The following is a 21,931-nucleotide window of genomic DNA, read 5'->3' as shown; positions in this document are numbered from 1 at the left end:
ATATGAACTTACCTATCTATAAAAACAGGGCCTTACAACTATTTACCGCTATAGGTTTAGTGCTTATCAGTTCCTGTTCTTCCAATGAAAAAAAAGATACACAAACCGGTACAGATACCGCGATATTAGTTACGGTAAGCCAGCCTGCCGCTGATCCCAAACAGGGCTTAACCGTAAGCGGACAGGTTGAAGCCAGTCAAACGGCTAACATCAGCACCCGGGTAATGGGTTATATCACCAGGATCAATGTCAAAGTGGGTGACCGGGTAAGTAAAGGGCAATTACTGGCAACGATCAACAATGACGATATCCTTGCGAAACGGGCCCAGGCCGACGCAATGATTGCAGAAGCTAACGCAGCCGCACAAAACGCACAAAAAGATTATGACCGCTTTACTGCACTCTATAAGCAACAAAGCGCTTCGGCCAAAGAACTGGATAATATCACACTACAGTATCAATCAGCCAAGTCCGGACTCGAAGCTGCCAAACAACAGCGCAACGAAGTGAACGCGATGCTTAGCTATACCAATTTGACAGCACCATTTGCCGGAACGGTTACCCAGAAAATGATGGACGCCGGCAGTATGGCCAATCCCGGTATGCCGCTGCTCACCATTGAACAAAGCGGCAGTTACCAGGTTAGCGCGTCGGTGCCGGAAAGTGAGATCAGTTTGATAAAGGAAAATGCACCGGTGACGATAAATATCGATGCTATTCATAAATCGATCAAAGGAACAATAGCACAGATCGCCCAGTCTTCTCAAAGCAGCGGCGGCCAGTATATAATCAAAGTAAATATCCCCGATAATGAAAAGCAAGGCTTGCTCGCCGGGATGTATGCCAATGTAACTATCCCTGTAACACAGATAGTAAAAACAGCTAATACCAGTGAACAAATCATGGTTCCGGTATCAGCTATTGAATATAAAGACCAGTTAACGGGTTTGTACACCATTGGCAGTAACCATACTGCCCTGCTGCGCTGGGTAAGGCTGGGCAGAACACAAGGCAATCAAGTCGAAGTTTTAAGCGGGCTGGCAGCAAACGAACAATTCATTGTAAGCGCAGAAGGCAGATTGTATAACGGTGTAGCTGTTAAAATAAAATAAGGACATGAAAGACGGATTTGCAGGAAATATAGCCAAGGCATTTATACAGTCGAAATTAACGATACTGTTGATGATCGCCTTTTTACTCATCGGCGGTTACAGTACGTTCTTAATTCCGCGCGAGGAAGAACCTCAGATACAGGTACCGATGGCCGATATTTTTATCGGCTACCCGGGGGCCTCCCCAAAAGATGTGGAAACCAAAGTTGCGGCGCCAATTGAAAAAATGATCTCGAATATCAAGGGGGTGGAATACGTGTATTCCACTTCGATGCAGGGACAGGCGATGGTTATCGTGCAGTTTAATGTAGGTGAAGATGTGGAACGTTCGCTAGTGAAACTGTACAGTGAGCTGATGAAGAACATGGATAAAATGCCGCAGGGTGTTACGCTGCCATTGATCAAAACCAGGGCCATTGACGATGTGCCGGTATTGGGTTTAACCCTTTGGAGCGATAAATACGACGACTACCAGCTGAAACAAATTGGCCAGGAATTGGCCAATGAGGTTAAAAAGATCAACGATGTATCGGATGTCAACATCATTGGTGGCCGCAACCGTGAGGTAAAAGTATTGCTGGACAAAAATAAGATGGCGGAGAACCATGTGGACTTTTTATCGCTCAGTAAACAAATACAGGGCAGCAATATGCAATTGCCTGGGGGCACCCTGCTCCAAAAGGATACGGCTTTTTCCGTAGAGACGGGGAATTTCCTGGCCTCTTCAGATGATGTAGGTAATTTAGTGGTGGGCATTAACCAGCAACAGCCGGTTTACCTGAAACAGATTGCCAAAGTTGACGAAGGCGCTGAAACGCCCAATCAGTATGTTCTATTTGGTTATGGAAAAGCGGATGCTAAAAACGTACAGGTCTTTAAATCGAATTACCCGGCTGTCACCCTTTCGATAGCCAAAAAGAAAGGCGCGGACGCGATGAAACTGTCCGAACAGATCCTTGGTAAAGTGGAACACCTGAAAGCAAGCCTTTTGCCTAACGATGTGCATTTGACCGTTACCCGTAATTATGGCGAAAGCGCTTCGGACAAGGTAGGCGAATTGTTGTTCCATCTGTTCATCGCCATCGTAGTGGTCACCGTATTTGTGATGCTGGCGATGGGCTGGCGCGGTGGCCTGGTAGTATTCTTATCCGTACCGGTCACCTTTGCGCTTACCTTGTTCGCCTATTACTTTATGCATTATACGCTTAACCGTATCACGCTGTTTGCGCTGGTGTTTATTACCGGTATCGTGGTGGATGATTCCATCATCATCGCGGAAAATATGCACCGGCACTTTAAAATGAAAAAGCTGCCGCCACTGCAAGCCGCTATTTATGCCATTAACGAAGTGGGTAACCCTACTATCCTTGCAACATTCACGGTAATAGCTGCCGTCTTGCCGATGGCCTTTGTATCCGGTATGATGGGGCCTTATATGAGCCCGATGCCGATCGGCGCTTCTATTGCCATGATCCTTTCGCTGATCGTTGCGTTGACGTTAACCCCATACTTGGGTTACATCTTTCTGCGCGAAAAAGAAAAACATGGTACCGCACACGAAGAAAGCAAACCGAAGTTACTGGAAGAAACACGTATTTATAAAATATACCGTTCGTTCATCCAGCCATTACTGGCAACCCGCTGGAAACGATGGACATTTATAATGAGCATTGTGGTGATCCTGTTCGCGTCATTGTCGATGTTCTATACCAAAGCAGTTGCCGTTAAAATGCTGCCATTTGATAACAAGAATGAGTTCCAGGTGGTGATCGATATGCCGGAAGGTACCACGCTCGAAAAGACGCAAGCCGTAGCTAAAGACATTGGTTCCTATGTGTCGGGGCAAGCGCTCGTTCGGAATTATGAAACTTATATCGGCACTTCAGCACCGATTAGTTTCAACGGGCTGGTGCGTCATTACGACTTACGTCGTGGCGACAACGTAGCCGATATACAGGTCAACCTGGTAGATAAAAAAGACCGCAGCATCCAAAGCCACGGGATTGCCAAGGAAATGCGCGCCCCGATCCAGGCAATCGCTAAAAAATATAAGGCGAATGCGAAGATCGTGGAAGTTCCGCCGGGACCGCCGGTGTTGTCGACCCTGGTGGCCGAAATTTATGGGCCCGACTACCAAGAGCAGATCAAAGTTGCCCGGCAGGTGAAGGGTTTGATGGAAAAAACCTCCAATGTGGTGGATATGGACTGGATGGTGGAAGATGATCAGCCCGAGTACCATATTGAAGTGAATAAGGAAAAAGCCATGCGTTATGGCATTGCCACCGCACAAATAGCAGCTACGGTTAATGCAGGCTTGTCTGGGATGCCCGTAGGCAATATTGCCCAGCCCGCCGCTTATAACCAAACAGCGATCAAGCTGCAATTAAGCGATGCGGATAAGAGCAGTATAGACGATGTGTTGAATCTGAAAGTGATGGGTATACAGGGTAATGCTGTACCCGTAAAGGACCTAGTTACCGTAACCCGGCAGATCAAGCCGAAAAGCATTTACCGCAAAAATCAGAAAGAAGTGGTTTATGTGCTGGGTGATATGGCCGGCAACCTTGAAAGTCCTTCGTATGCGATCTCTGACGTGTCTGATCATTTAAAAACTGTTAAAGTGCCAAAAGGGTTTACATTAAAAGAGGAATACACGCATCAGCCGGAATTAGAGGATAATTACAGCCTGAAATGGGATGGAGAATGGCAGATCACTTTCGAGGTGTTCCGCGACCTGGGTATTGCATTTGCAGTAGTGATCATCATGATCTATATCCTGATCGTAGGCTGGTTCCAGAATTTCATCGTTCCGCTGGTGATGCTGGCTGCGATACCATTGTCCCTGATCGGCATTGTTTTGGGCCACTGGATGCTGCATGCGTATTTTACAGCTACCTCTATGATCGGTTTTATCGCACTCGCTGGTGTGATGGTACGTAATTCCATATTACTCATTGATTTTATTAATATCAGGCTGGATGAAGGCATCCCGCTCAAGCAGGCGATCATCGAAGCTGGTGCCGTTCGTACTACGCCTATTTTATTGACAGCTGGTGCTGTTGCCTTAGGAGCGGTGATCATTTTGTTTGACCCTATCTTCCAGGGCCTGGCAATTTCGCTGATGGGCGGTACGGTTACCTCCACTTTCCTGACCCTCATCGTGGTGCCTTTACTATACTTCAAAATGATGCGCAAAACAAAACTTAACCCTAAAAAATCTAACTCATGAAACTATTGGTAGTAACCTGTCTAAAAGAATACCTGGGCGATGTTTCCCGGATATTTAAACAGGCAAATATTGATGTGTTCAGCACGAGTGAAATCGCAGGGCACCGGAATGGCGCGCCCTTAAACCTTTTAGAAGACTGGTTTGCCAGCGGTGGTGAAGAGGTTGATTCGATGATGATATTCACCTTTACCCCGGCAGCAAATGCTGAACACGGTATGGCGCTGATTAGAGAGTATAACGAAACCCTTAAAGAAAATTTCCCGGTCAGGGCATTTGTCATGCCTGTTGAGAAATCCGTTTAATCCTATAATTTAAAGATCATGAAAGAAAGAATAGTACGCGCCGTTGCCGGCGTGATGGTGCTAACCAGCATCGCTTTAGCATATACTGTAAATATTAACTGGCTATGGCTGGGCGTTTTTGTAGGGGTTAACTTACTGCAATCAGCGTTTACAAAATTTTGCCCCCTGGAACTGATCCTGAAGGCGGCTGGTGTCAAAGACTAAATGTAACAATTGTAACCGTCATGAACCCAGATTCAAAGCACCTTTGTGTGTAGGTTTTTAAAATTAACCATCAAAGAAATGGAAAAGATCGAGGAAAAGAAGTTGACCATGTGGCCTGCTATTATCAGTGGCAAATGCCCAAAATGCCGCGTTGGCGACATTTATTCCAAACCGATATACAGCTTAACCGGGCAGAAAATTCATGACCATTGCCCGCATTGTGGTATGACTTATGAACGGGAGCCCGGGTACTTTTATGCGGCTATGTATGTAAGTTATGCCTTTATAGTAGCTGAACTTGTGACCTTAGCCGTCGCAACATCGATACTTACAGGGAGCGACAATCCCTGGTTGTATATTATTATTCTTTTGGGAGTAGTGGGAGTGCTGGCGCCGTTTAATTTGAGGTATTCAAAAGTGCTCCTGCTGCACTGGCTGACGCCGGGGTTGCGCTATGATCCTGAATTAAGTAAGCCGCTTACTAATAACATTGTGTGATGGGTATATTTAATCAACTATTCGGCGGTTCTTCGTCGGTTGACTTAAAAAGTCTGATTAAACAGGGGGCATTTTTAGTAGATGTTCGCTCACCCGGCGAGTTCGCGGCCGGGGCATGCGAAGGGTGCTGTAAATATCCCGGTTGAACAGGTAGCGTTACAACTGGACAAATTTAAAGACAAGAACAATATCATTGTTTGTTGTATGAGCGGAGGCCGAAGCGGGCAGGCAAAGGCTATTCTTGAAAACAACGGGATTACGAATGTTATCAATGGCGGGAGCTGGAATAATGTGGCTTAATACTGTTAACTTAGCTGCATGGACGAACCAGCCAATTTAGCTTTTCAATTTGAACCCGCCCTGATTAAAGAAATCGAGGAATTTGGTGAACTGCGGTCATTTAAAGATGGAGACATCGTTATGGACTACGGAAAGTATATCCGCATGATGCCGCTGGTAGCTAAAGGGACTTTAAAAGTTCTGAAAATGGACGATAACGGTAATGAGATATTGCTATACTACCTTTCAAGCAGCGAAACTTGCTCTATGGCTTATAGTTGTTGCCTGGAAGAAAAGAAGAGCGAAGTGAAAGCCATTGCTGAAGGCGATCTCGAGATCATCGCTATCCCGCATAATAAACTGGATGAATGGCTTTGCAAGTATCCTAGTTGGAAAAACTACATTATGCGGAGCTTTAATGAGCGCTTCTCAGAAATGTTAAAGTCTATAGAAAGTATTGCCTTTCATAAACTGGATGATCGGCTCATTGCCTATTTAAAAGAAAAAAAGCGCCTGTCAGGCTCGAGTGCCATAAAAGCCTCTCATTATCAAATAGCCGACGAACTCGCTACTTCCAGGGTCGTTATCTCCCGCCTGCTCAAGATCCTGGAAAATAACGGAAAAATCTTGCTATATCGCAATGAGATCAAGTTACTGCATGATTTTGACTGATCTGACTGTAACCAACATCACGTTTCTGTGTAACATTTGTCACCGTTCCAAGGGTTTATAACCGCTAGCTTTAATAAAAAATTAGAGTTATGAAAAGGAACATGGGTACAGCCGATCGTATTATCCGCGTACTTGCAGTGATAGCAATCGGGGTTTTATATTATACCAACTTAATATCAGGTACTTTAGCGACAGTATTGTTAATAATTGCTATAATATTTATTGCTACAAGTTTGATTGGTTTTTGCCCTTTATATCTGCCTTTCGGCATCAGAACCAGGCGCTCGAACCCTTAATCTTCGGAGACTACCCGCTAAAAACTAAACTCACGTGGTCGGTCGATATTTTTTCAGATATCGAAGCAATAACCAGCCGGTTGGTAAAAACAACACGGAACATAAAGAAAGTAAGTTTTGGTAGTACGGTATTGCAATATTAAATACCGTTAATAGCGGTTGAGTAAACAGCAATGCAGTCCCCAATATTCCAAGGTCGACACTGCCCATTCGGCGGCCCGTGTGCAGCCCGGGCTATTGGTAAGCCTCAGGCGCGGTACATTGGGTATTTTTAGCGTAAACTGCTCTGCATTAAAAAAGATGAAATTAATAAAATACTTTATTATCAGTTACTTGCATTTTAGTAAAAGCGGAACATTCTCATAGTCAGAATGTTCCACTTTGTTCGGGGTGTTCCGTGCAAGAACGGAACGCTTTGCCGGCGTGTAACCGGCCTTGGCACAAAAAGCGCAGCCTTAAAAATATATGGTTCCTACTTTACTTTAAAAAAAACGCTAACAGGTCCTTTTGCACCTGCGCGGTATTTTCCTGTACCACCCAATGGCCCGAGTCTTTAATGATAGATTCCCGCACGTCGGTCGCTACCAGCCGTGTGTGGGCCGCCAGGAATGCTCCTGCAAAATGATCTGAACCCATAGCAAGTACAGGCATTGGCAGTTTTTTCTTAGCAAATTCAACGTTGTCTTTGGCATCTTGGTTAAAATAGCCAAACCAATGGAATGCACCAGTAGTAGCGCCGGGTACAGAATAAGCCCTGATAAATTCGGCAGTCTCTGCTTTGGTAAAAGCATTTTTTTGAAACCCAACAACTGGCCAAAAATCCGTAAAAAATAGACCGACCTTACCTGAAACCAATTCTCCGGCATGTGGCTGTGCGAAAAAGCCGAACCACCAGGCCTGGGCTTTAACCTGGCTCCAAACCGGCTCAATGCCCGGTAACAAGGCATCCATTAAAGCCAGCTTTTTTACATCGCCGGGAAATTGCGCTGCATAGGCGTATGCCACCATCAAGCCGATATCATGACCCGCGAGGTTGATATGCTGAAAGCCCAATTTTTTTACCAGTTCGTGCATATCCACAGCCATGTTCTTTTTATCGTAACCGCCTGCCGTTTTTCCTGATTCACCAACGCCGCGCATATCGGGTACAATTACGGTGAAGTGTTTGGACAGCTCGGGCAGCAGCCTGTTCCACATATACCAGTTCTGGCCGAAGCCGTGTACCAGCAACAACGGTTCGCCCTTGCCGCCGATTACGTAGTGAATCCTGACGCCGTTAACCATGGCATACTGATGTTTAAAATTTGCCGGCGGGTTGGCCGGTAAATCGGCTGCCGACACACTGGCGGCAAATGCAATAAATACCAGGGCCAGAACAAAGTGCCTAATTGTTGTTATAGTTTTCATGATTTGATTGTTTTTTAATGTTTATTTTTTCTTGTTATCGCTGATATCTTTGTAAGCATTTGGGAGGTTAAAGTTGAAGTGCAGCCAGTCGAACAGCACGTAGCCTTTATCATAGTCCTTCATTTTTACCGCTTCTTTTGTTTGCTCAAGTGTAAGGCCTTTATCAACCGCAGCTTCCACTTGTTTTTTCAGTTCCTGTACGTAATCAATGGTGTACTTTATACCTGCTTTGTTGGTGATGCGACCATGGCCGGGGATAACGACGGCATCTTCAGGCAAAAAGTCGTAGACCTTTTTGAGGTTAGCGGCGGGTTCTAAAAAGAAACCGTCGAACAGCCACGGGATGGCAGGGCTTTCAGCGATGAAGGGGTTACCTGCCCAGAATATCTTTTGATTAGGCATCCAGACAAACAGGTCGGCGGGCGATTGAGCGGTGCCAACATTTAAGAGCTCCACTAGCTTTTCATCACCAAGGTCGATCTTAAGGTTGCTGTTTTTGGGGATGACAATATCTGCTGCGCGGTAAACGGAATTTTCAATACCGCGGTTAGTCCCAAATAAAGTCACCATAAAATGCTTGATATAGTCGTAATTTTGGGAAAGGTTTTCTTTGGCAAACTCATTCTGAATTACAATAGTTGCCGCCGGTAGCAGGTAATTGCTGAAACAATGGTCGCCGTGGTCGCTGGTGTTTACTGCGTAGATAATAGGTTTATCAGTTACCGAATGGATGAGTTTTACTTCCTGGTCGTATAAGCGTTTACTCAGCATTACCTCGATAAGCAGCACCCCTTTACTGCCTACGATGAAGCCTCCGGTAGTTGCCTGCGGGATACCCATGGAGGTTTCTTTTTCGGCTGTTGTCGGGATTATCGCATAGATGTCATTGTTAAGCTTTTGCAGTTTTAATTCTACTTTGTTGGCATCCCAGATGGGTATTATCGGCGGCATACCCGTTTGGGCTGAGACTGTTGCACCGATTAGTAGCAATAAAAGGGTGCCCGCAATATTCAGTTTGCAATTTTTCATGTTCTATTTTTTAGGTTGATTTTATTTTTGATATCCGCCATAGTACTTTACTGGTGACCATGAAGGAATAACTTCAGGGATCGGCGGGCTTTGATCGGCATATTTACCGGCTGCATATACCACTTTGCCGTTTACAACGGTCATCAAAGCAGTGATGTGCTTAACTTTTTCGGGGCTGGCAGTAAAATAATCGCCCGATAAAATGACCATATCGGCATACATACCCTTCACCAATTTGCCCTTCAGTTTTTGTTCGCCCGAGAACCAGGCGCTGCCCGATGTGTACAATTTAAGTGCACTAAATTTATCCAGCAACTGTTCTTTTGGCCAAAATTGCATGCCGCCTATGGTTTTACCGGTTAGCAGCCAGTGCAGCGCCATCCAGGGGTTATAGGTTGATATGCGCGGCGCATCAGTCCCCATGCCTACGGGGATACCCATAGCAAGCATTTTTTTGATGGGAGGAAGCTGCGTTTTAGGATGCCCGTACATTTTGGTGTACAGCTCGCCCTGGAAATACATGCGAAACTGTACAGCAATACCACCGCCAAGGGCCTTAACACGGGCAAGTTCCGGGTCGGTAATGGTTTCAGCGTGGTCAAAAAACCAGCGTAGGCCGTTAAATGGGGTGTCTTTATTCACTTTTTCAAATACAGACAACATACGGTCGATTGACTCACCATAAGTAGCATGCAGGCGAAACGGCCAGCGATTTTTAACCAGCAGGCGGATAACCGGCTCGAGATCGGCTTCCATATCCGGCGAAAGCACAATCCTTGGCTCCAGGAAATTTTCAAAGTCCGCTCCCGATGCGATCAGGTTTTCACCCGCGCCTTCCATCGCGTAGCCGTTTGGCATCAGCATATGGTCGTTTTTGTTGGGATAGGTTTGGGTTATCCATTTTTCATAGTCTGCAAACTCTTTGCCTTTTTGCTGCGCGAATAAGTAATACGAAGTCCTTACCGTAAGTTTTCCAGCCTTAGCCAGCGAAAGCGAAGCCTTGTAATCGGCATCATAATTTTGTGCGCCGCCGGCCGCGTCAACTACGCTGGTGATGCCGAAACTATTGATTTCGCGATAGAAATGCTCAGAGCTATTGATCCTTTCTTCGGGTGTAAGCGTACCGGTTAGGGCAAGTGTGCGGTAAATAGCCATCGGGGTTTCTTTGGCATACAAAAGGCCAGTAGGCTTTTCATCCTTATCTAACTCAACTATGCTGCCGGGATAGTTGGTGTTTTTGTCATAGCCAAGGGCTTCTATGCCCTTTTTATTCAGAAAGGCTTTGCCATACAGGTAGGTGATAAATACAGGCTTATCCGGCACGGCCGCATTAATCTCGTCGATGGTGGGCTGTCTTTTTTCGGCAAACTGAAATTCGTTCCAGCCGCCAACTACTTTTATCCAGGCGCCGGGAGGGGTGCGTGCGGCTTGTTCTTTCAGCATTTCCATAGCCCGTTTCAGCGTCTTCACGCCATCCCAGCGCAACTCCATATTGAAGTTGAGCCCTTCGCGGATGGCGTGCATATGGCTGTCGTTTAAGCCAGGAATAACGGTTTTTCCGCCGGCATCTACCAGTTTTGTCGCCGCGCTTTTATAAGCATTCAAAATAGTTTCCGTGTTGCCGGTAGCCAGGATGAGGCCATTTTGCATGGCGATAGCCTGTTTAAAGTCGCCCGGCCTTGTCATCGTGGCAATTTTGCCGTTGTAAATAATAAGGTCGGCTTTTTGCTGGGCGGATGCCGAGAGTGCCTCAGTCATAAACAACAGGCATAACAGCTTTCCGAGAATCGGGTGTAAATTTTTCATAGGTATTTTTTTTGAGTTTTAAATTTTTCCCAGCCAGTTTAAAATGAACTCAGCGCTCTCTTCCCAACCCGGCTGACCAAGCACAAAGTGGTTGCGCCCGGCAAATTCTTTATAGTCAGTTATGGACTGGCTGTCGGTGTATTTTTTGTAATTGGTATAGTTAAGCGAAGCCGGGATAAAGCGGTCGGCACTGCCGGACAGGAACAATAGCGGGGCATGCGCGCGGGAAAAGTCAACCTTAGCTGCACTGGTGGTAGCATCCCGTACCAGCAACTTTGATTCAGGCACCAGCAGGTTGTAATAGGCTTCTTTTTGCACGTCGAACGGCATGCCATTGGTAAAAGCATATTGCCATTCGGTAAACGACATAAGGTAGGTCTTTTTAGGGTCTGTAAAAAAGCCCAAAGCACCCCAGCCTGCTTTGTAAAAGGAAAGTTTGAAAGTAAAAATACCTCGGGGCTGCAGAGAATGTATGGCGATCCCTGCCGCAGCCAAATCCTTTTGAACTAATAGTTGAGTAATTAATCCACCCATTGAGTGGCCGATTAGAATCGGTTTCTCAGGAAGTTGTTCCACAATGGTGGTGAAATAAGCCGTCAGGTTAGCTAAGCGCTGGCTCGCCACATCGGTATCCGGGTGCCTTTGGCGCAGCGTGCATGCTGGCGCGTCTTTATATGGCCAGGCCGGAGCCAGCGTGGTATAGCCTTGTTGTTCAAAGTAAGCTTTCCATTCCTTCCAGCAGTCGCTGCTTACAAACGCGCCGGTAATAAAAACAATGGTTTTAGACGTAGTAACTTTCATAATGTGTAAGGTGTTAATGGATTGGCCAATATGCCGCCCCGGGGCGGAAGGCTGATGATTGGTGATTTGTGTTCATGTTCATTTTTTATTTGATATGGAACACTATTGACAAGGCGCAAGCCATTAATTTAAATATCTGATAATCAGTTGTGTAAATTTTAAGATGGATTTATAATTGCTGTATATCGTTACCGGGCGACGTAAGAACAACGAAATAAGGTAAAACAAAAGACGGTTTAAGATGCAGCGAAATATCGTTATTTAGGTTATGGGCTGCAGGTGGGATGTTAACAACCGAAGCGAAATAACGTCGCAACGTTATTTCGTAAAACAACTGGCCAAACTCCGAAATAAAGCCGTCAATCGTTTTTTAGATGTATTAAACATGTTATAATCAATTAGTTGAAATAATGGTATCACAATTGACTAACGCTGTTCAAATTAGCTAAGTGCGAAATTCACCAGCAATGAGTTCATCACCCAAAAATCAAATCTGCCCTTACAGCTACATCTCATGAAAAACCTCGTTATCCTGATCGTTATTTTCACATCCTGCGCATGTTCAGCGCAGGACGTTCCGTTCAAGCAGCTCCGTTACGACGAAAACTATGCTTACCTGGCAAAGGATACATCATCTAATTGGTACCACCGGCTAAAGTTTAACCCTGTTTCAACAGAAAAAACCGCCTACTTTAGCTTTGGCGGCGAAGTACGCTACCAGTATTTTCATTTTGAGAACGAGGAATGGGGTGCCGCCCCGGAAGATAAGGACGGCTTTGTGTTAACGCGTTACCTGGGCCATGTTGATTTCCATGCCGGTAAACATTTTCGGGCATTTGTGCAATTGCAAAGTAGCTTAGCAAACGGCGAAAAGGAAACCCCATCGCCGGTGGACCAAAACCCGCTGGATTTGCATCAGGCTTTTGTTGATTTTTCGACATCACTAAACAATGGGCAAGATTTAACTTTAAGATTTGGCCGGCAGGAACTTTCGTACGGATCGCAAAGGCTGGTGGCCGTTCGCGAAGCTCCAAATAACCGACAATCCTTTGATGCGGCTAAAGTAATGTATGGCAGCAAAAACCTTAAGCTGGATCTTTTTTATTCGCATTACGTGGCCGCCAAGCCGAATATATTTGATGACGGCTTCAACAATGCCACGCAATTTTGGGGAGCTTATGCCGCCTTTAACAAAATACCGGTACTTCAAAATTTCGACGTTTATTACTTGGGTATCCATAAAAAAGCAGCATCGTTCGATGACGGAAAGGGGATTGAAACACGCCATTCTGTTGGGGCAAGGATATGGGAAACCACAAAAGGCTGGCAGTACGATATTGAAGGCCTTTACCAGTTTGGTGATTTTGCCGCCAGCACCATTTCGGCGTGGACCTTGTCGGCCAATATCTCATATACATTTTATCAAAGCAAACTCAAACCACAGGTTGGTTTAAAAACTGAAGCCATTAGTGGCGATAAAAATTATGGTGATGGAAGGTTAAACACCTTCAACCCGCTGTTTCCAAAAGGCGCATATTTTGGCCTGGCAGCACTTATTGGCCCGGCTAATTTACTTGATGCCCATCCGTATGTTCAGTTTAATCTCAGCAAAAAACTACTTTTTGCTGCAGACTACGATCTGTTTTGGCGGATGAACCGCAACGATGGGCTGTACGCCGTAAATGGTAAAATTATTTATTCGGGCAGACAAGGTCTTTCAAAGCAAATCGGCCGGCAATTGGGTACAGCTTTGGAATATACCCCGAATAAATACTTATATTTCAGGCAGGAGCTCACCTGGTTCAGTGCCGGGGATTATTTAAAAGAGGCCGGCCCGGGCAAAGATATTTTAATGACGGGCAGCACCATCACCCTTAAGTTTTGAACGGGAAAACTTAAATAAAATGGAAACGGAAAAATTGACCAGGAATACAACGCTGCTGTTATGCTTTGCCGCCGGCTTTTGCGATACACTTACCTTTGTTGCCGCCGGCGAAGTATTTTCGGCGCATGTAACCGGCAATTTTATTGTGTTTGCTTACGACCTTATTAAACATGATAACCCGCATGGCTGGCAAAAGCTGCTCACTTTCCCTGTTTTTGTACTGGCGGTAATGCTGGGCGGCCGTATCGCCAAAAAAACCGCTAATATGTTCACGTTGTTAATTTTGGAAGGACTGTTATTGCTGGTCAGCGGTATACTGTCGGCGGTACCGATAAATAGCGGGCTGGATAAAGGGTGGCAGGTGCAACTTATCGTAATGGGGATAGTTATCGCTATGGCGTTTCAAAATACATTCGGAAAGCTGTATAACAAGGCTACTTATGGTTTAACTACTGTAATGACCGGCAACGTAACCCAGGCGTCGCTCGATTTGATCAAAGGCCTAACGGCCAGGCCGGCGGATTCTGAAACATGGGTGAGCTTTAAAAAACAGGTTACACTGATCGTTGGCTTTTTGGTTGGATGCGTTGCAGGTGCCCTGATGGCTAAACAGTACGGACTGGTTTCGGCACTACTGCCCGGAGTGATGATGCTGACCTGGCTGGGCGCAAATAAACTGTTTGGACAACAGGCAGCCTGATTACTCTTGTGGCTATATGCCAAAATCCTTCCGAATGCCCAGCTTTTTCATTTTAGAATTGAGCGTGGTAGGGGGGATGTTCAGCAAGCCTGCTGCCCCGCCATCGCCCCATATTTTACCGTTACACTTTTTTAGCGCCGCCAATATGTGCGCGCGTTCTCCTTCAACCATGGTGGTCACCACGGTTTCGGCAGTCATAGCAGCGGCGGATTGCTCTAACTGGGTAGGCAACACCATGCTGTTGATCATATCATCGCGGGTAAGCAATACATTACGCTCTATTAAATTTTCCAACTCGCGGATGTTGCCCGGCCAATGGTAACGTTTCATACTCTCCAAAACCTGTGGAGAAATACCTCGTACAGTTTTACCGGTTTTACGGGCGTAGATGTTTAAAAAATGAGCTGCAAGGTCGGCAATGTCTTCTTTACGTTCGCGAAGCGGGGGCATCAATATGGGAAAAACATTGATGCGGTAAAAAAGATCGAGTCTGAAACGGCCCTCGGCAACTTCCTTATCTAAATTACGATTGGTAGCTGCAATAATCCGGACATCAGTTTTAATGGTAAGGCGGCCTCCAATTCTTTCTATCTCTTTTTCCTGCAACACCCTTAGTAGCTTTGATTGCGATTCCAGCGGCAGTTCGCCTATTTCATCCAAAAATATTGTGCCCGTATGTGCTTGTTCAAACCGGCCTGTTTTTCTTTCGTGGGCGCCTGTAAATGCTCCTTTTTCGTGGCCGAACAGTTCAGAATCGATTAGCGAGGTCGGTAGGGCAGCGCAATTGATCCTGATAAAAGGTTTATCTTTTCGCAGCGATAACGAATGGATACGCTCGGCTATTTTTTCCTTGCCGGTACCGCTTTCGCCCAATATAAGTACCGATGAGTCTGATTTGGCAACCTGCACGACATTGTCGAACACGGTTAATAACAAATGACTGCTGCCTACAATCCCACTGAAGGGGTTTGGCTCCTCTGGTGTTTTAACTTGCTGTTTTTTTGGTGTATAATTACTCAGCTCATTAACCAATGGGCTGTTAGGTGTATGCTGCATACCTTCCATAAAACTGATTAAAAGTAGTTGTAGCCGGTTGCACAACACTAAATGATCGGCCTGGTATGCATCCGGCCGGCGGCTGTAAAAATTAAAATAACATACTTTTCCGTCGCCTAACGAAATAGGTAACGACAAGTGCGACTTTAAGCGATAAGTGTCGGCAAACAGTTTTTTTAACGATGGTTTTTTCACCAAAACTTCTAATTCATGTTCATCATACCAGGTTGCTAATGGATCGGTTAGGTCATTTGCCTTTAGGTTGGCCAATTCGTGCTGCTTGCGGTTGGTAACGATCATCAGTTCTGTGACGCCTATCAACTGGTATTCATCGAAACCTATCCTCGAAAAGCCAATCTCATAAAAACTCTCATCATCCTCCTGTTTCATGCCCACCGACAAAAACTCGAACGGAATGTAGGGCTGCAGGGTTTTGCCCATCTGCAATATTTTATGCTCCCAGGTAATGGTTGAAGCCAGTATTTCGGCGGCTTTTTTCTGCAATACGGCAATTTGACGCAAGCCGTTCTCCAGTTGGTTTTCATAGCGGTACAGCGCAATATCAAGGGCAATCAATACATCTTTTTCACGGAAGGGCTTAACTACAAAACCATAAGGATTGGTAACCTTTGCGGCCTCCAGTACCTTTTGGTTGGAGTTAGCAGAAATATAAATAAACGGGATATTCCGTTCCATTAAACTATGTGCCAGATCTATGCCCGTCAGCTTTCCTTTTAAATAAATGTCTAACAATACAAATCCCGGTGCAAATTCAGCTACCATTTCCAGCGCTTCTGCTACGCTGTCGGCAATGCCGCAAACGTCGTAGCCTGCAGTTTTCAGGATATTGCTTAATACATCTGCAATAATAAATTCGTCCTCAACAACAAGAATTTTTTTCCTATTCATGGCACTCTAAGTTAATATTATTTGTGATTCTACTGTAACCCTGTTAAAAATTTCGGTTTTGAAATCAATGTTTATGATACACCCCTGTTCGTTTGTGATATCAAAGGCCCCGCCCAATTGCTTGGTTAAGCCCCGCATTAAATTTATACCCAATGATTCAATTTTATTGATATCAAATTCTGCCGGCAGGCCGGGTCCGTTATCGGCTATGGTTAACTGGTTACATCCGTTACCCCTGGCAAGCAGCGAGATATAAATAACGCCGGTTTCGTTGGGTTTGTAAGCGTATTTAATGGCATTCGTAATCGCCTCGTTCATTATCAAACCGAGCGGCACGGCCTGTGCTACGTCCAAATTAAGCTCATCTATTTGTTTTTCAAAGATAATACGGTTATCCAAGCCGCTGCTGTCTTTTAAATAACTGATCATTTCATCAATATATTCCTGCATACATATCAGGTCGAGATTTTCGGACTGATAAAGTTTCTGGTGGATCAGCGCAATGGAGTGCATGCGGTTTTCGCTATTTTGTATGGCTGCCAGTGCCTCGTCGTTATCGATATAAGCCGATTGTCGTTGTAGCAGGCCCATTACTATCTGCAGGTTGTTTTTTACGCGGTGATGGATTTCTTTAAGCAACCATTCCTTTTCCGACAATAACTTGCCTTTTTCATTTACAATTGTATTCAGCTTAACGTTACTGCGCTGCTTGGCTCTGTAGCTGTTGTAGATTAACCCCAATAAGAAAATAAGGAGCGCACTAATTGCCAGAGTAAGGTTACGTGTGTTGTTGGCACGTATCGCCTTTTCATGTTGCAGCAGGCCGTCCTTGGTTAATAATTTGATATCGCGCTCTTTTTGCTCCGTCTCATACTTAACCTGCAACTCCTGTATTTCCCTGCTTTTATTACTGTTAAAAATAGAATCGTTAAACTGCTTAAATAAATATTGATGCTGTAGCGCCGATAGATAATCCCCTTTTGCCGAATCAATTTTATAAATAATAAAATGAAAGTCCCTGGCCCTTGTAACAGCAGCGTATTTCGAAATCTCTTCATCAAGGTAAAATGCAGCCCTGTCAAATTTTTTTTGCGTAATATAAAATTTTGCAATATCATATTTGGCCAACGAAACGATCTCGTCCGCTTTGGTTTTTGGATAAAGCCTCATCATTTCAACATAGGCAACTTCTGCCTTTTTATAGTCTTTTAATGCTTCGTAACAATAAGCCTTTATTTGTGTAATAATAGCTTTATCGTAATTATTATCCGGCGGATGCCGCTTTTCTACACCGAGCGCCAGAGCAAGCGCTTCCGCATTTTTTTTTTGTTTTATCAGTCCCTTAACAATAAAACCCGCGGTCCGGTATTTTTGCTCGAGCAATAAAGGGAGGTTTTCACGTAACGATAATGTTTTTTTATACCAGGTAATGCTGTTATCAGTTTGCCCGAGCGCGTCGTACACCTCAGCCAATTCGCCAAACAGGGAAGCTTGCCTTGCACGAACGTTCGTAGTATCATGGCTTTTATCCATCAACCGGATACTTTCTAAAATATAATAAAGCGCTTTATTCATATTACCGCGATACCTTTGGATATGGGCCAGGACAAAATATATAGCTCCCATATTGCTATATGAGCTTTTTCCGTATTTCTCAATGGCTTGCATGCAATCGTCTTCCGCTAAATATATATAGGTGTATTTAAAATGCCCGTGGGCGAGGTTATAACGGGCCATAATTTCACGCTGTCTGTCACCGGTAACGGTGAAGAGCGCAACGGCGTTCTTATATGCATCAATTACCTTCGCTGCTAAAATCTCCGTGGCAACAGGCCAGTTCGTAAATTCCGTTGTTTTACCAAACCTTTCCCAAGTTTCTGCTTCCTGTTGCTTGTCGCCGTTTTTTTTATAAAAATCAACTACCTGCATGAAGTATGCTTTCCCGCTGTCGAGCATATTCCTTGAAAGGTACACTGTACCCAAACTGCATAGGCTTTCCAAACGGCCGGAACCCCCATCCACCTGCAGCCTGGTGCTTAAGCTATTTTCCCTTTTAAAGTAAACAAAGGCGCTGTCGAGATCGGGTTTGTTCAGCCTGAAGTGCCGCTCAAGGTAATAGCTGCCAAGTTGGTGAAGGATGTTTAATTGATTGGTGTCCGGTCTGGCCGTTCGTAATTTTGCATTCAGGCTGTTAAGCTTGTCTTGATGCGACGTTTGACAAAGGCATGCGTAGGGTGCCGCAATAATCAATAACAGGATGAGCGACGCTTTGAGCATTATTTAAAATTATAGCCGGTTAAAATTCATACTATTTACAGATCAGTGTTGTTTGTAAAATTCGCGATCTGTTATCCATGAACTGGCTTTAATTTAAACTTATAAATCCGGTACCACGAAAACTTAAATACTGATCGGGAGTAAATTATGCTATTATGGATATGCGCGTTCATAAACCCTGCCATAGCTACGAAGAATACTTGCTGCGGCTTTAATAGCTAAGAAAAACAAAAATTGAGACGAATTTTTATTTTTTCAGCCAGCGCTAATCACGCCTGGGTGTAATCAGACAACGATATTTAGCTGTTTAGCAACCGTATATCGTTGTTGGGTAGATTAATTTATGCCCGATGTTCGCCTGGTTGAAACGATATTTTAATTGCGACGCCCAAGTTATTTGTAACTGAAATAACTCCGCCTAACTGTTTGCTCAAGCCCCGCATAAGGCTAAAGCCCATCGAGTTCGCGTTCTGAGCATCAAAACTATCCGGGAGACCGCTGCCATTATCGATTATTTCTAGCAAATAGCTGTCATTATCCTTTTGACTAAAGCTAACCTGTATACAACCGTATTTGTAATTGGTAAAAGCATATTTAATGGCATTGGTAATAGCTTCGTTAAGAATCAGGGCGAGCGGCACCGCTACGTTTACGTCAAAGTCGACATTAGCAATTTGTTTTTCAAACCTGATGCTTTCGCCCAGGTCAAAACTATCCCGTAAATAGCCTATCATTTCGTCAATATAATCGGCTATGTTAACCAGCATAAAATTGTCGGATTGATATAGTTTTTGGTGGATCAATGCAATAGAGTGCATGCGGTGTTCGCTGTTTTGGATAGCCGTTAAAGCTTCCTCGTTATTTATGTATGATGCCTGCCGCTGCAACAGGCCCATTACTATTTGCAGGTTGTTTTTTACCCGGTGATGCACCTCTTTTATCAGCCATTCTTTTTCTTCCAGCAAACCGTCTTTTTCGTTCACCAATTGGTTTAGCTCTTTATTCTTACGGTTTATCACAACGGTCTTTTTTTGATTGACGCGATAACTATTATACAGCAATCCAACAACAATTAAAAGCAGGCCGGCACCTATAAATGTGACATCGCGAGCGTTGGTGGCATGTTTTGCCTTCTCAAACTGTAGTTGCCGGTCTTTTTTAACCGATGTCAGGTCACTCTCTTTCTGATCGGTGGCATATTTTATCTGCAGCTCTTCTATTTGTCCGCTTTTTGTGACGTTAAACATCGAATCATTCAACTGTTTATAGTCCTGGAAATACTTAATAGCAGACCATGGTTTTCCTGCGGCAGAATCGATCTTAAAAAGCATTAGATCGATATTCCTTTGGCCGGACAAATTAAAATTCGCAACTTGAAGATCTTTTAGGTAATAGGCCGCTTTGATATATTTTTTTTGCTGTATATAAAAATTAGCGATATCATACAAGCCATAAGCCGGCAGGTAACCAATAGCGGAGTTTTTATAATAAGCCATCATCAGGAGGTAGTATTTTTCGGCTAAATTATATTGCTTTAGCCCCTCATAACAATAGGCTTTTACCTGGGCGGCCATACCTCTTACGTCATCATCCTTAGGCGGGTGCCTTTTTTCAAGGCCCTTGATGTAGCTAAGCCCCTCAGCGCTGCGCCCCAGTTTATTCAGGTTAAGCGCCAGGAAGCCGGCCGTGCGGTATAAGCCTGCAGGCGGCATGTCGGGTATTTTTTCGCGTAGCGCTAACGTTTTTTTATACCATTCAATACTGTTGTCTGTTTGGCCCAGTTCATCATAAACCAGCGCCAGTTCGCCGTATATCACCTGGTATTTATCCGTATCGCGTAAACGGGCCATCCGGTTCATCCCTTTTTGCAAATAAAAAAGCGACATGTTATTATTACCCTCGTCCCTATACACCTGCGATAAATCTGTAAACAGCACGTTAAGTTCAACAAAGCGGGAGTTATCAAATCTTTTAAGGATGTCTAAAGCTCCTTTTCTATAGCGCTGATCGTATCCCCTGGTATGATAAGACGTGGCTGCATAAATTTCCCATGCAATTGCAGAGCCGGTGTCCCTCAAGCTTTGCAGCATCTTTATGCCGCGGTTATAGTAAATTCCCGCCATTTCGGCTGCTGATTCAGGGAATTTTTTACCTGTGTCTGTCAATTTACTTAACACATGCCCACCAAATATTAACCAGGTTTTGGCCTGCCTGGCGGTCTCGTGTTTTGCTTCATGAGCTTGCGCTACAAGTCCACAATACCTTTCTGCAACTGGCAGGTTATTGCGTGCCAGGTATACATCTCCCAATTGCCAGTTACAATTGTTTATCTCATCGTTGCGATGGGCAGCAGTAGCCATCACAAGCGCCTTATTAAAATAACCCTCAGCACTATCCAAATGATCTTTTTTATCATAATGTGATAAATAGAAAAGCCCCAGTTTGTATAAACTGGTTAAACGCGCGGTATCAATTTGTTTGTGCGCCAATTGAGTATATAGCTGCCCCCTGGTCTCCTGGGCGGAACACAGTCGTGCTATAATTAGCAATAAACCTACTGACAGTATCTTAAACATACTTAAAATTAGTACTGATCACTACTCCGCTGTTGTTTGTGATGTTAAGTATTATACCCAAAGTAAAACCGTTAACAGATTTACTTATATCCAAATAACATACCAATATAAATAATTATCTCAGAGGCTGCAACGCAACCATATTAAGTTATTTCGCAAACCATTCACTATATCTCGTTAACTGATTGTAGTTTGAAAAAATAATACATTGAATATCAATTACTTAACAAAACGGCACAAGATTAGCCTATCTGATAAAAATCAAATAAGCTATTATCATGACGACAACATGGAAAATCGATCCTTCACACAGTGAAGTACAATTCAAGGTAAAACACCTGATGATCACCACAATCTCCGGCCACTTCCACAATTACGATCTGGAAGTATTGACCGAAGGCGATGACTTTACAACTGCATCGAAAATTGAGTTTTCGGCAGATGTGGATTCAATCAGCACAAAAAATGAGCAGCGAGATGCACATTTAAAATCGGCGGAATTTTTTAATGCAGAGGAACATGTGGTTATCCGCTTCGGCGGAAATAAGTTTGAGCAGGATGCAGATGAATATTTACTGCATGGCGACCTTACTATTAAAGGTATTACAAAGCCGATATTATTGCATGTTGATTTTGGCGGTATTGTGGTTGACCCTTATGGCCAAACCAAGGCAGGTTTTACTGTTACCGGTAAAATAAGCCGTAAAGAATTTGGACTAACCTGGGATGCTGTGACAGAGGCCGGGCAAATAGTTGTAAGTGATGAGATCCGCATCAACTGCGACATACAATTAATCAAATCTTAATTTATACAGACATTAAATAAATGGCAGGGAATATGAAACGGCTCTATTATATGGTTGTCGCTTGTTGGGTTTCAAGGGGATTTAAAA

The 21,931-nt window shown here is 44.3% G+C and carries 18 protein-coding genes; 11 read left to right on the top strand and 7 right to left on the bottom strand.

Features of this window, described 5'->3' with window-relative positions; all coding sequences use genetic code 11:
* Positions 1–2: 2 nt before the first annotated feature.
* The 8 genes from Q0R52_RS08430 (at position 3) to Q0R52_RS08395 (ending at position 6,592) form a co-directional block, all read left to right on the top strand.
* Entirely contained in the window at positions 3–1,112 is a 1,110-nt protein-coding gene (locus tag Q0R52_RS08430; protein ID WP_295793915.1) for an efflux RND transporter periplasmic adaptor subunit, read from the top strand.
* Between the two features lie 4 nt (positions 1,113–1,116).
* Positions 1,117–4,341 (top strand): efflux RND transporter permease subunit, encoded by a 3,225-nt coding sequence (locus Q0R52_RS08425; RefSeq protein WP_295793913.1) that lies wholly within the window; start codon positions 1,117–1,119, stop codon positions 4,339–4,341.
* Positions 4,338–4,643 (top strand): hypothetical protein, encoded by a 306-nt coding sequence (locus Q0R52_RS08420; protein ID WP_252790904.1) that lies wholly within the window; start codon positions 4,338–4,340, stop codon positions 4,641–4,643. Before Q0R52_RS08425 ends, Q0R52_RS08420 begins: the two co-directional genes overlap by 4 nt.
* Positions 4,644–4,661: 18 nt before the next feature.
* Positions 4,662–4,847, top strand: coding sequence for a DUF2892 domain-containing protein (locus Q0R52_RS08415; RefSeq protein WP_295793911.1), 186 nt, complete (start codon positions 4,662–4,664; stop codon positions 4,845–4,847).
* 78 nt (positions 4,848–4,925) lie between these two features.
* Positions 4,926–5,345 carry a DUF983 domain-containing protein gene (locus Q0R52_RS08410; protein ID WP_295793909.1) on the top strand — a complete coding sequence of 140 codons (420 nt, stop codon included), beginning with the start codon at positions 4,926–4,928 and terminating at the stop codon, positions 5,343–5,345.
* Between the two features lie 81 nt (positions 5,346–5,426).
* Positions 5,427–5,645, top strand: a complete 219-nt coding sequence (locus Q0R52_RS08405) for a rhodanese-like domain-containing protein (RefSeq protein ID WP_295793907.1) — start codon at positions 5,427–5,429, stop codon at positions 5,643–5,645.
* Between the two features lie 18 nt (positions 5,646–5,663).
* Positions 5,664–6,296: a Crp/Fnr family transcriptional regulator gene (locus Q0R52_RS08400; protein ID WP_295793906.1), complete on the top strand. Its 633-nt coding sequence runs from the start codon at positions 5,664–5,666 to the stop codon at positions 6,294–6,296.
* 89 nt (positions 6,297–6,385) lie between these two features.
* Positions 6,386–6,592 (top strand): DUF2892 domain-containing protein, encoded by a 207-nt coding sequence (locus Q0R52_RS08395; protein WP_295793905.1) that lies wholly within the window; start codon positions 6,386–6,388, stop codon positions 6,590–6,592.
* Between the two features lie 477 nt (positions 6,593–7,069).
* Here the strand turns inward: Q0R52_RS08395 and Q0R52_RS08390 are convergent, their stop codons facing one another.
* The 4 genes from Q0R52_RS08390 to Q0R52_RS08375 are packed head-to-tail and all read right to left on the bottom strand — an operon-like array spanning position 7,070 to position 11,635.
* Positions 7,070–7,999 carry an alpha/beta hydrolase gene (locus tag Q0R52_RS08390; protein ID WP_295793903.1) on the bottom strand — a complete coding sequence of 310 codons (930 nt, stop codon included), beginning with the start codon at positions 7,997–7,999 and terminating at the stop codon, positions 7,070–7,072.
* A gap of 21 nt (positions 8,000–8,020) precedes the next feature.
* Positions 8,021–9,028 carry a hypothetical protein gene (locus Q0R52_RS08385; protein WP_295793901.1) on the bottom strand — a complete coding sequence of 336 codons (1,008 nt, stop codon included), beginning with the start codon at positions 9,026–9,028 and terminating at the stop codon, positions 8,021–8,023.
* Between the two features lie 21 nt (positions 9,029–9,049).
* Positions 9,050–10,834: an amidohydrolase gene (locus tag Q0R52_RS08380; RefSeq protein WP_295793899.1), complete on the bottom strand. Its 1,785-nt coding sequence runs from the start codon at positions 10,832–10,834 to the stop codon at positions 9,050–9,052.
* 18 nt (positions 10,835–10,852) lie between these two features.
* Entirely contained in the window at positions 10,853–11,635 is a 783-nt protein-coding gene (locus Q0R52_RS08375; protein ID WP_295793897.1) for an alpha/beta hydrolase, read from the bottom strand.
* Between the two features lie 514 nt (positions 11,636–12,149).
* Between Q0R52_RS08375 and Q0R52_RS08370 the strand changes: the two genes are divergently transcribed.
* Both Q0R52_RS08370 and Q0R52_RS08365 read left to right on the top strand, forming a co-directional pair.
* Complete coding sequence (locus tag Q0R52_RS08370) at positions 12,150–13,520, top strand: alginate export family protein (protein ID WP_295793895.1); 1,371 nt, start codon at positions 12,150–12,152, stop codon at positions 13,518–13,520.
* A gap of 19 nt (positions 13,521–13,539) precedes the next feature.
* Complete coding sequence (locus tag Q0R52_RS08365) at positions 13,540–14,220, top strand: YoaK family protein (RefSeq protein WP_295793893.1); 681 nt, start codon at positions 13,540–13,542, stop codon at positions 14,218–14,220.
* 12 nt (positions 14,221–14,232) lie between these two features.
* Here Q0R52_RS08365 and Q0R52_RS08360 read toward each other — a convergent pair whose 3' ends face one another.
* The 3 genes from Q0R52_RS08360 to Q0R52_RS08350 form a co-directional block, all read right to left on the bottom strand.
* On the bottom strand, positions 14,233–16,185 hold the full coding sequence (locus Q0R52_RS08360; RefSeq protein WP_295793892.1) for a sigma 54-interacting transcriptional regulator: 1,953 nt from the start codon (positions 16,183–16,185) through the stop codon (positions 14,233–14,235).
* 6 nt (positions 16,186–16,191) lie between these two features.
* On the bottom strand, positions 16,192–18,462 hold the full coding sequence (locus tag Q0R52_RS08355) for a histidine kinase dimerization/phosphoacceptor domain -containing protein (protein WP_295793889.1): 2,271 nt from the start codon (positions 18,460–18,462) through the stop codon (positions 16,192–16,194).
* A gap of 341 nt (positions 18,463–18,803) precedes the next feature.
* Positions 18,804–21,038 carry a histidine kinase dimerization/phosphoacceptor domain -containing protein gene (locus Q0R52_RS08350; protein WP_295793888.1) on the bottom strand — a complete coding sequence of 745 codons (2,235 nt, stop codon included), beginning with the start codon at positions 21,036–21,038 and terminating at the stop codon, positions 18,804–18,806.
* Positions 21,039–21,316: 278 nt separating this feature from the next.
* Between Q0R52_RS08350 and Q0R52_RS08345 the strand changes: the two genes are divergently transcribed.
* Positions 21,317–21,844, top strand: coding sequence for a YceI family protein (locus Q0R52_RS08345; protein WP_295793886.1), 528 nt, complete (start codon positions 21,317–21,319; stop codon positions 21,842–21,844).
* Positions 21,845–21,931: the final 87 nt, after the last annotated feature.

This window comes from Mucilaginibacter sp., from assembly GCF_025359345.1.
In the GTDB taxonomy this organism is placed as follows: domain Bacteria; phylum Bacteroidota; class Bacteroidia; order Sphingobacteriales; family Sphingobacteriaceae; genus Mucilaginibacter.
This window is presented reverse-complemented; position numbering and strand designations above follow the sequence as displayed.

Excerpts from the sequence above, each read along its gene's own strand:
- Q0R52_RS08400 (WP_295793906.1), top strand. The coding sequence starts at position 5,664 with ATGGACGAACCAGCCAATTTAGCTTTTCAATTTGAACCCGCCCTGATT.
- Q0R52_RS08380 (WP_295793899.1), bottom strand. The coding sequence starts at position 10,834 with ATGAAAAATTTACACCCGATTCTCGGAAAGCTGTTATGCCTGTTGTTT.
- Q0R52_RS08430 (WP_295793915.1), top strand. The coding sequence starts at position 3 with ATGAACTTACCTATCTATAAAAACAGGGCCTTACAACTATTTACCGCT.
- Q0R52_RS08385 (WP_295793901.1), bottom strand. The coding sequence starts at position 9,028 with ATGAAAAATTGCAAACTGAATATTGCGGGCACCCTTTTATTGCTACTA.
- Q0R52_RS08390 (WP_295793903.1), bottom strand. The coding sequence starts at position 7,999 with ATGAAAACTATAACAACAATTAGGCACTTTGTTCTGGCCCTGGTATTT.
- Q0R52_RS08360 (WP_295793892.1), bottom strand. The coding sequence starts at position 16,185 with ATGAATAGGAAAAAAATTCTTGTTGTTGAGGACGAATTTATTATTGCA.
- Q0R52_RS08395 (WP_295793905.1), top strand. The coding sequence starts at position 6,386 with ATGAAAAGGAACATGGGTACAGCCGATCGTATTATCCGCGTACTTGCA.
- Q0R52_RS08425 (WP_295793913.1), top strand. The coding sequence starts at position 1,117 with ATGAAAGACGGATTTGCAGGAAATATAGCCAAGGCATTTATACAGTCG.
- Q0R52_RS08375 (WP_295793897.1), bottom strand. The coding sequence starts at position 11,635 with ATGAAAGTTACTACGTCTAAAACCATTGTTTTTATTACCGGCGCGTTT.
- Q0R52_RS08410 (WP_295793909.1), top strand. The coding sequence starts at position 4,926 with ATGGAAAAGATCGAGGAAAAGAAGTTGACCATGTGGCCTGCTATTATC.
- Q0R52_RS08420 (WP_252790904.1), top strand. The coding sequence starts at position 4,338 with ATGAAACTATTGGTAGTAACCTGTCTAAAAGAATACCTGGGCGATGTT.
- Q0R52_RS08415 (WP_295793911.1), top strand. The coding sequence starts at position 4,662 with ATGAAAGAAAGAATAGTACGCGCCGTTGCCGGCGTGATGGTGCTAACC.
- Q0R52_RS08350 (WP_295793888.1), bottom strand. The coding sequence starts at position 21,038 with ATGTTTAAGATACTGTCAGTAGGTTTATTGCTAATTATAGCACGACTG.
- Q0R52_RS08355 (WP_295793889.1), bottom strand. The coding sequence starts at position 18,462 with ATGCTCAAAGCGTCGCTCATCCTGTTATTGATTATTGCGGCACCCTAC.
- Q0R52_RS08405 (WP_295793907.1), top strand. The coding sequence starts at position 5,427 with ATGTTCGCTCACCCGGCGAGTTCGCGGCCGGGGCATGCGAAGGGTGCT.
- Q0R52_RS08370 (WP_295793895.1), top strand. The coding sequence starts at position 12,150 with ATGAAAAACCTCGTTATCCTGATCGTTATTTTCACATCCTGCGCATGT.
- Q0R52_RS08345 (WP_295793886.1), top strand. The coding sequence starts at position 21,317 with ATGACGACAACATGGAAAATCGATCCTTCACACAGTGAAGTACAATTC.
- Q0R52_RS08365 (WP_295793893.1), top strand. The coding sequence starts at position 13,540 with ATGGAAACGGAAAAATTGACCAGGAATACAACGCTGCTGTTATGCTTT.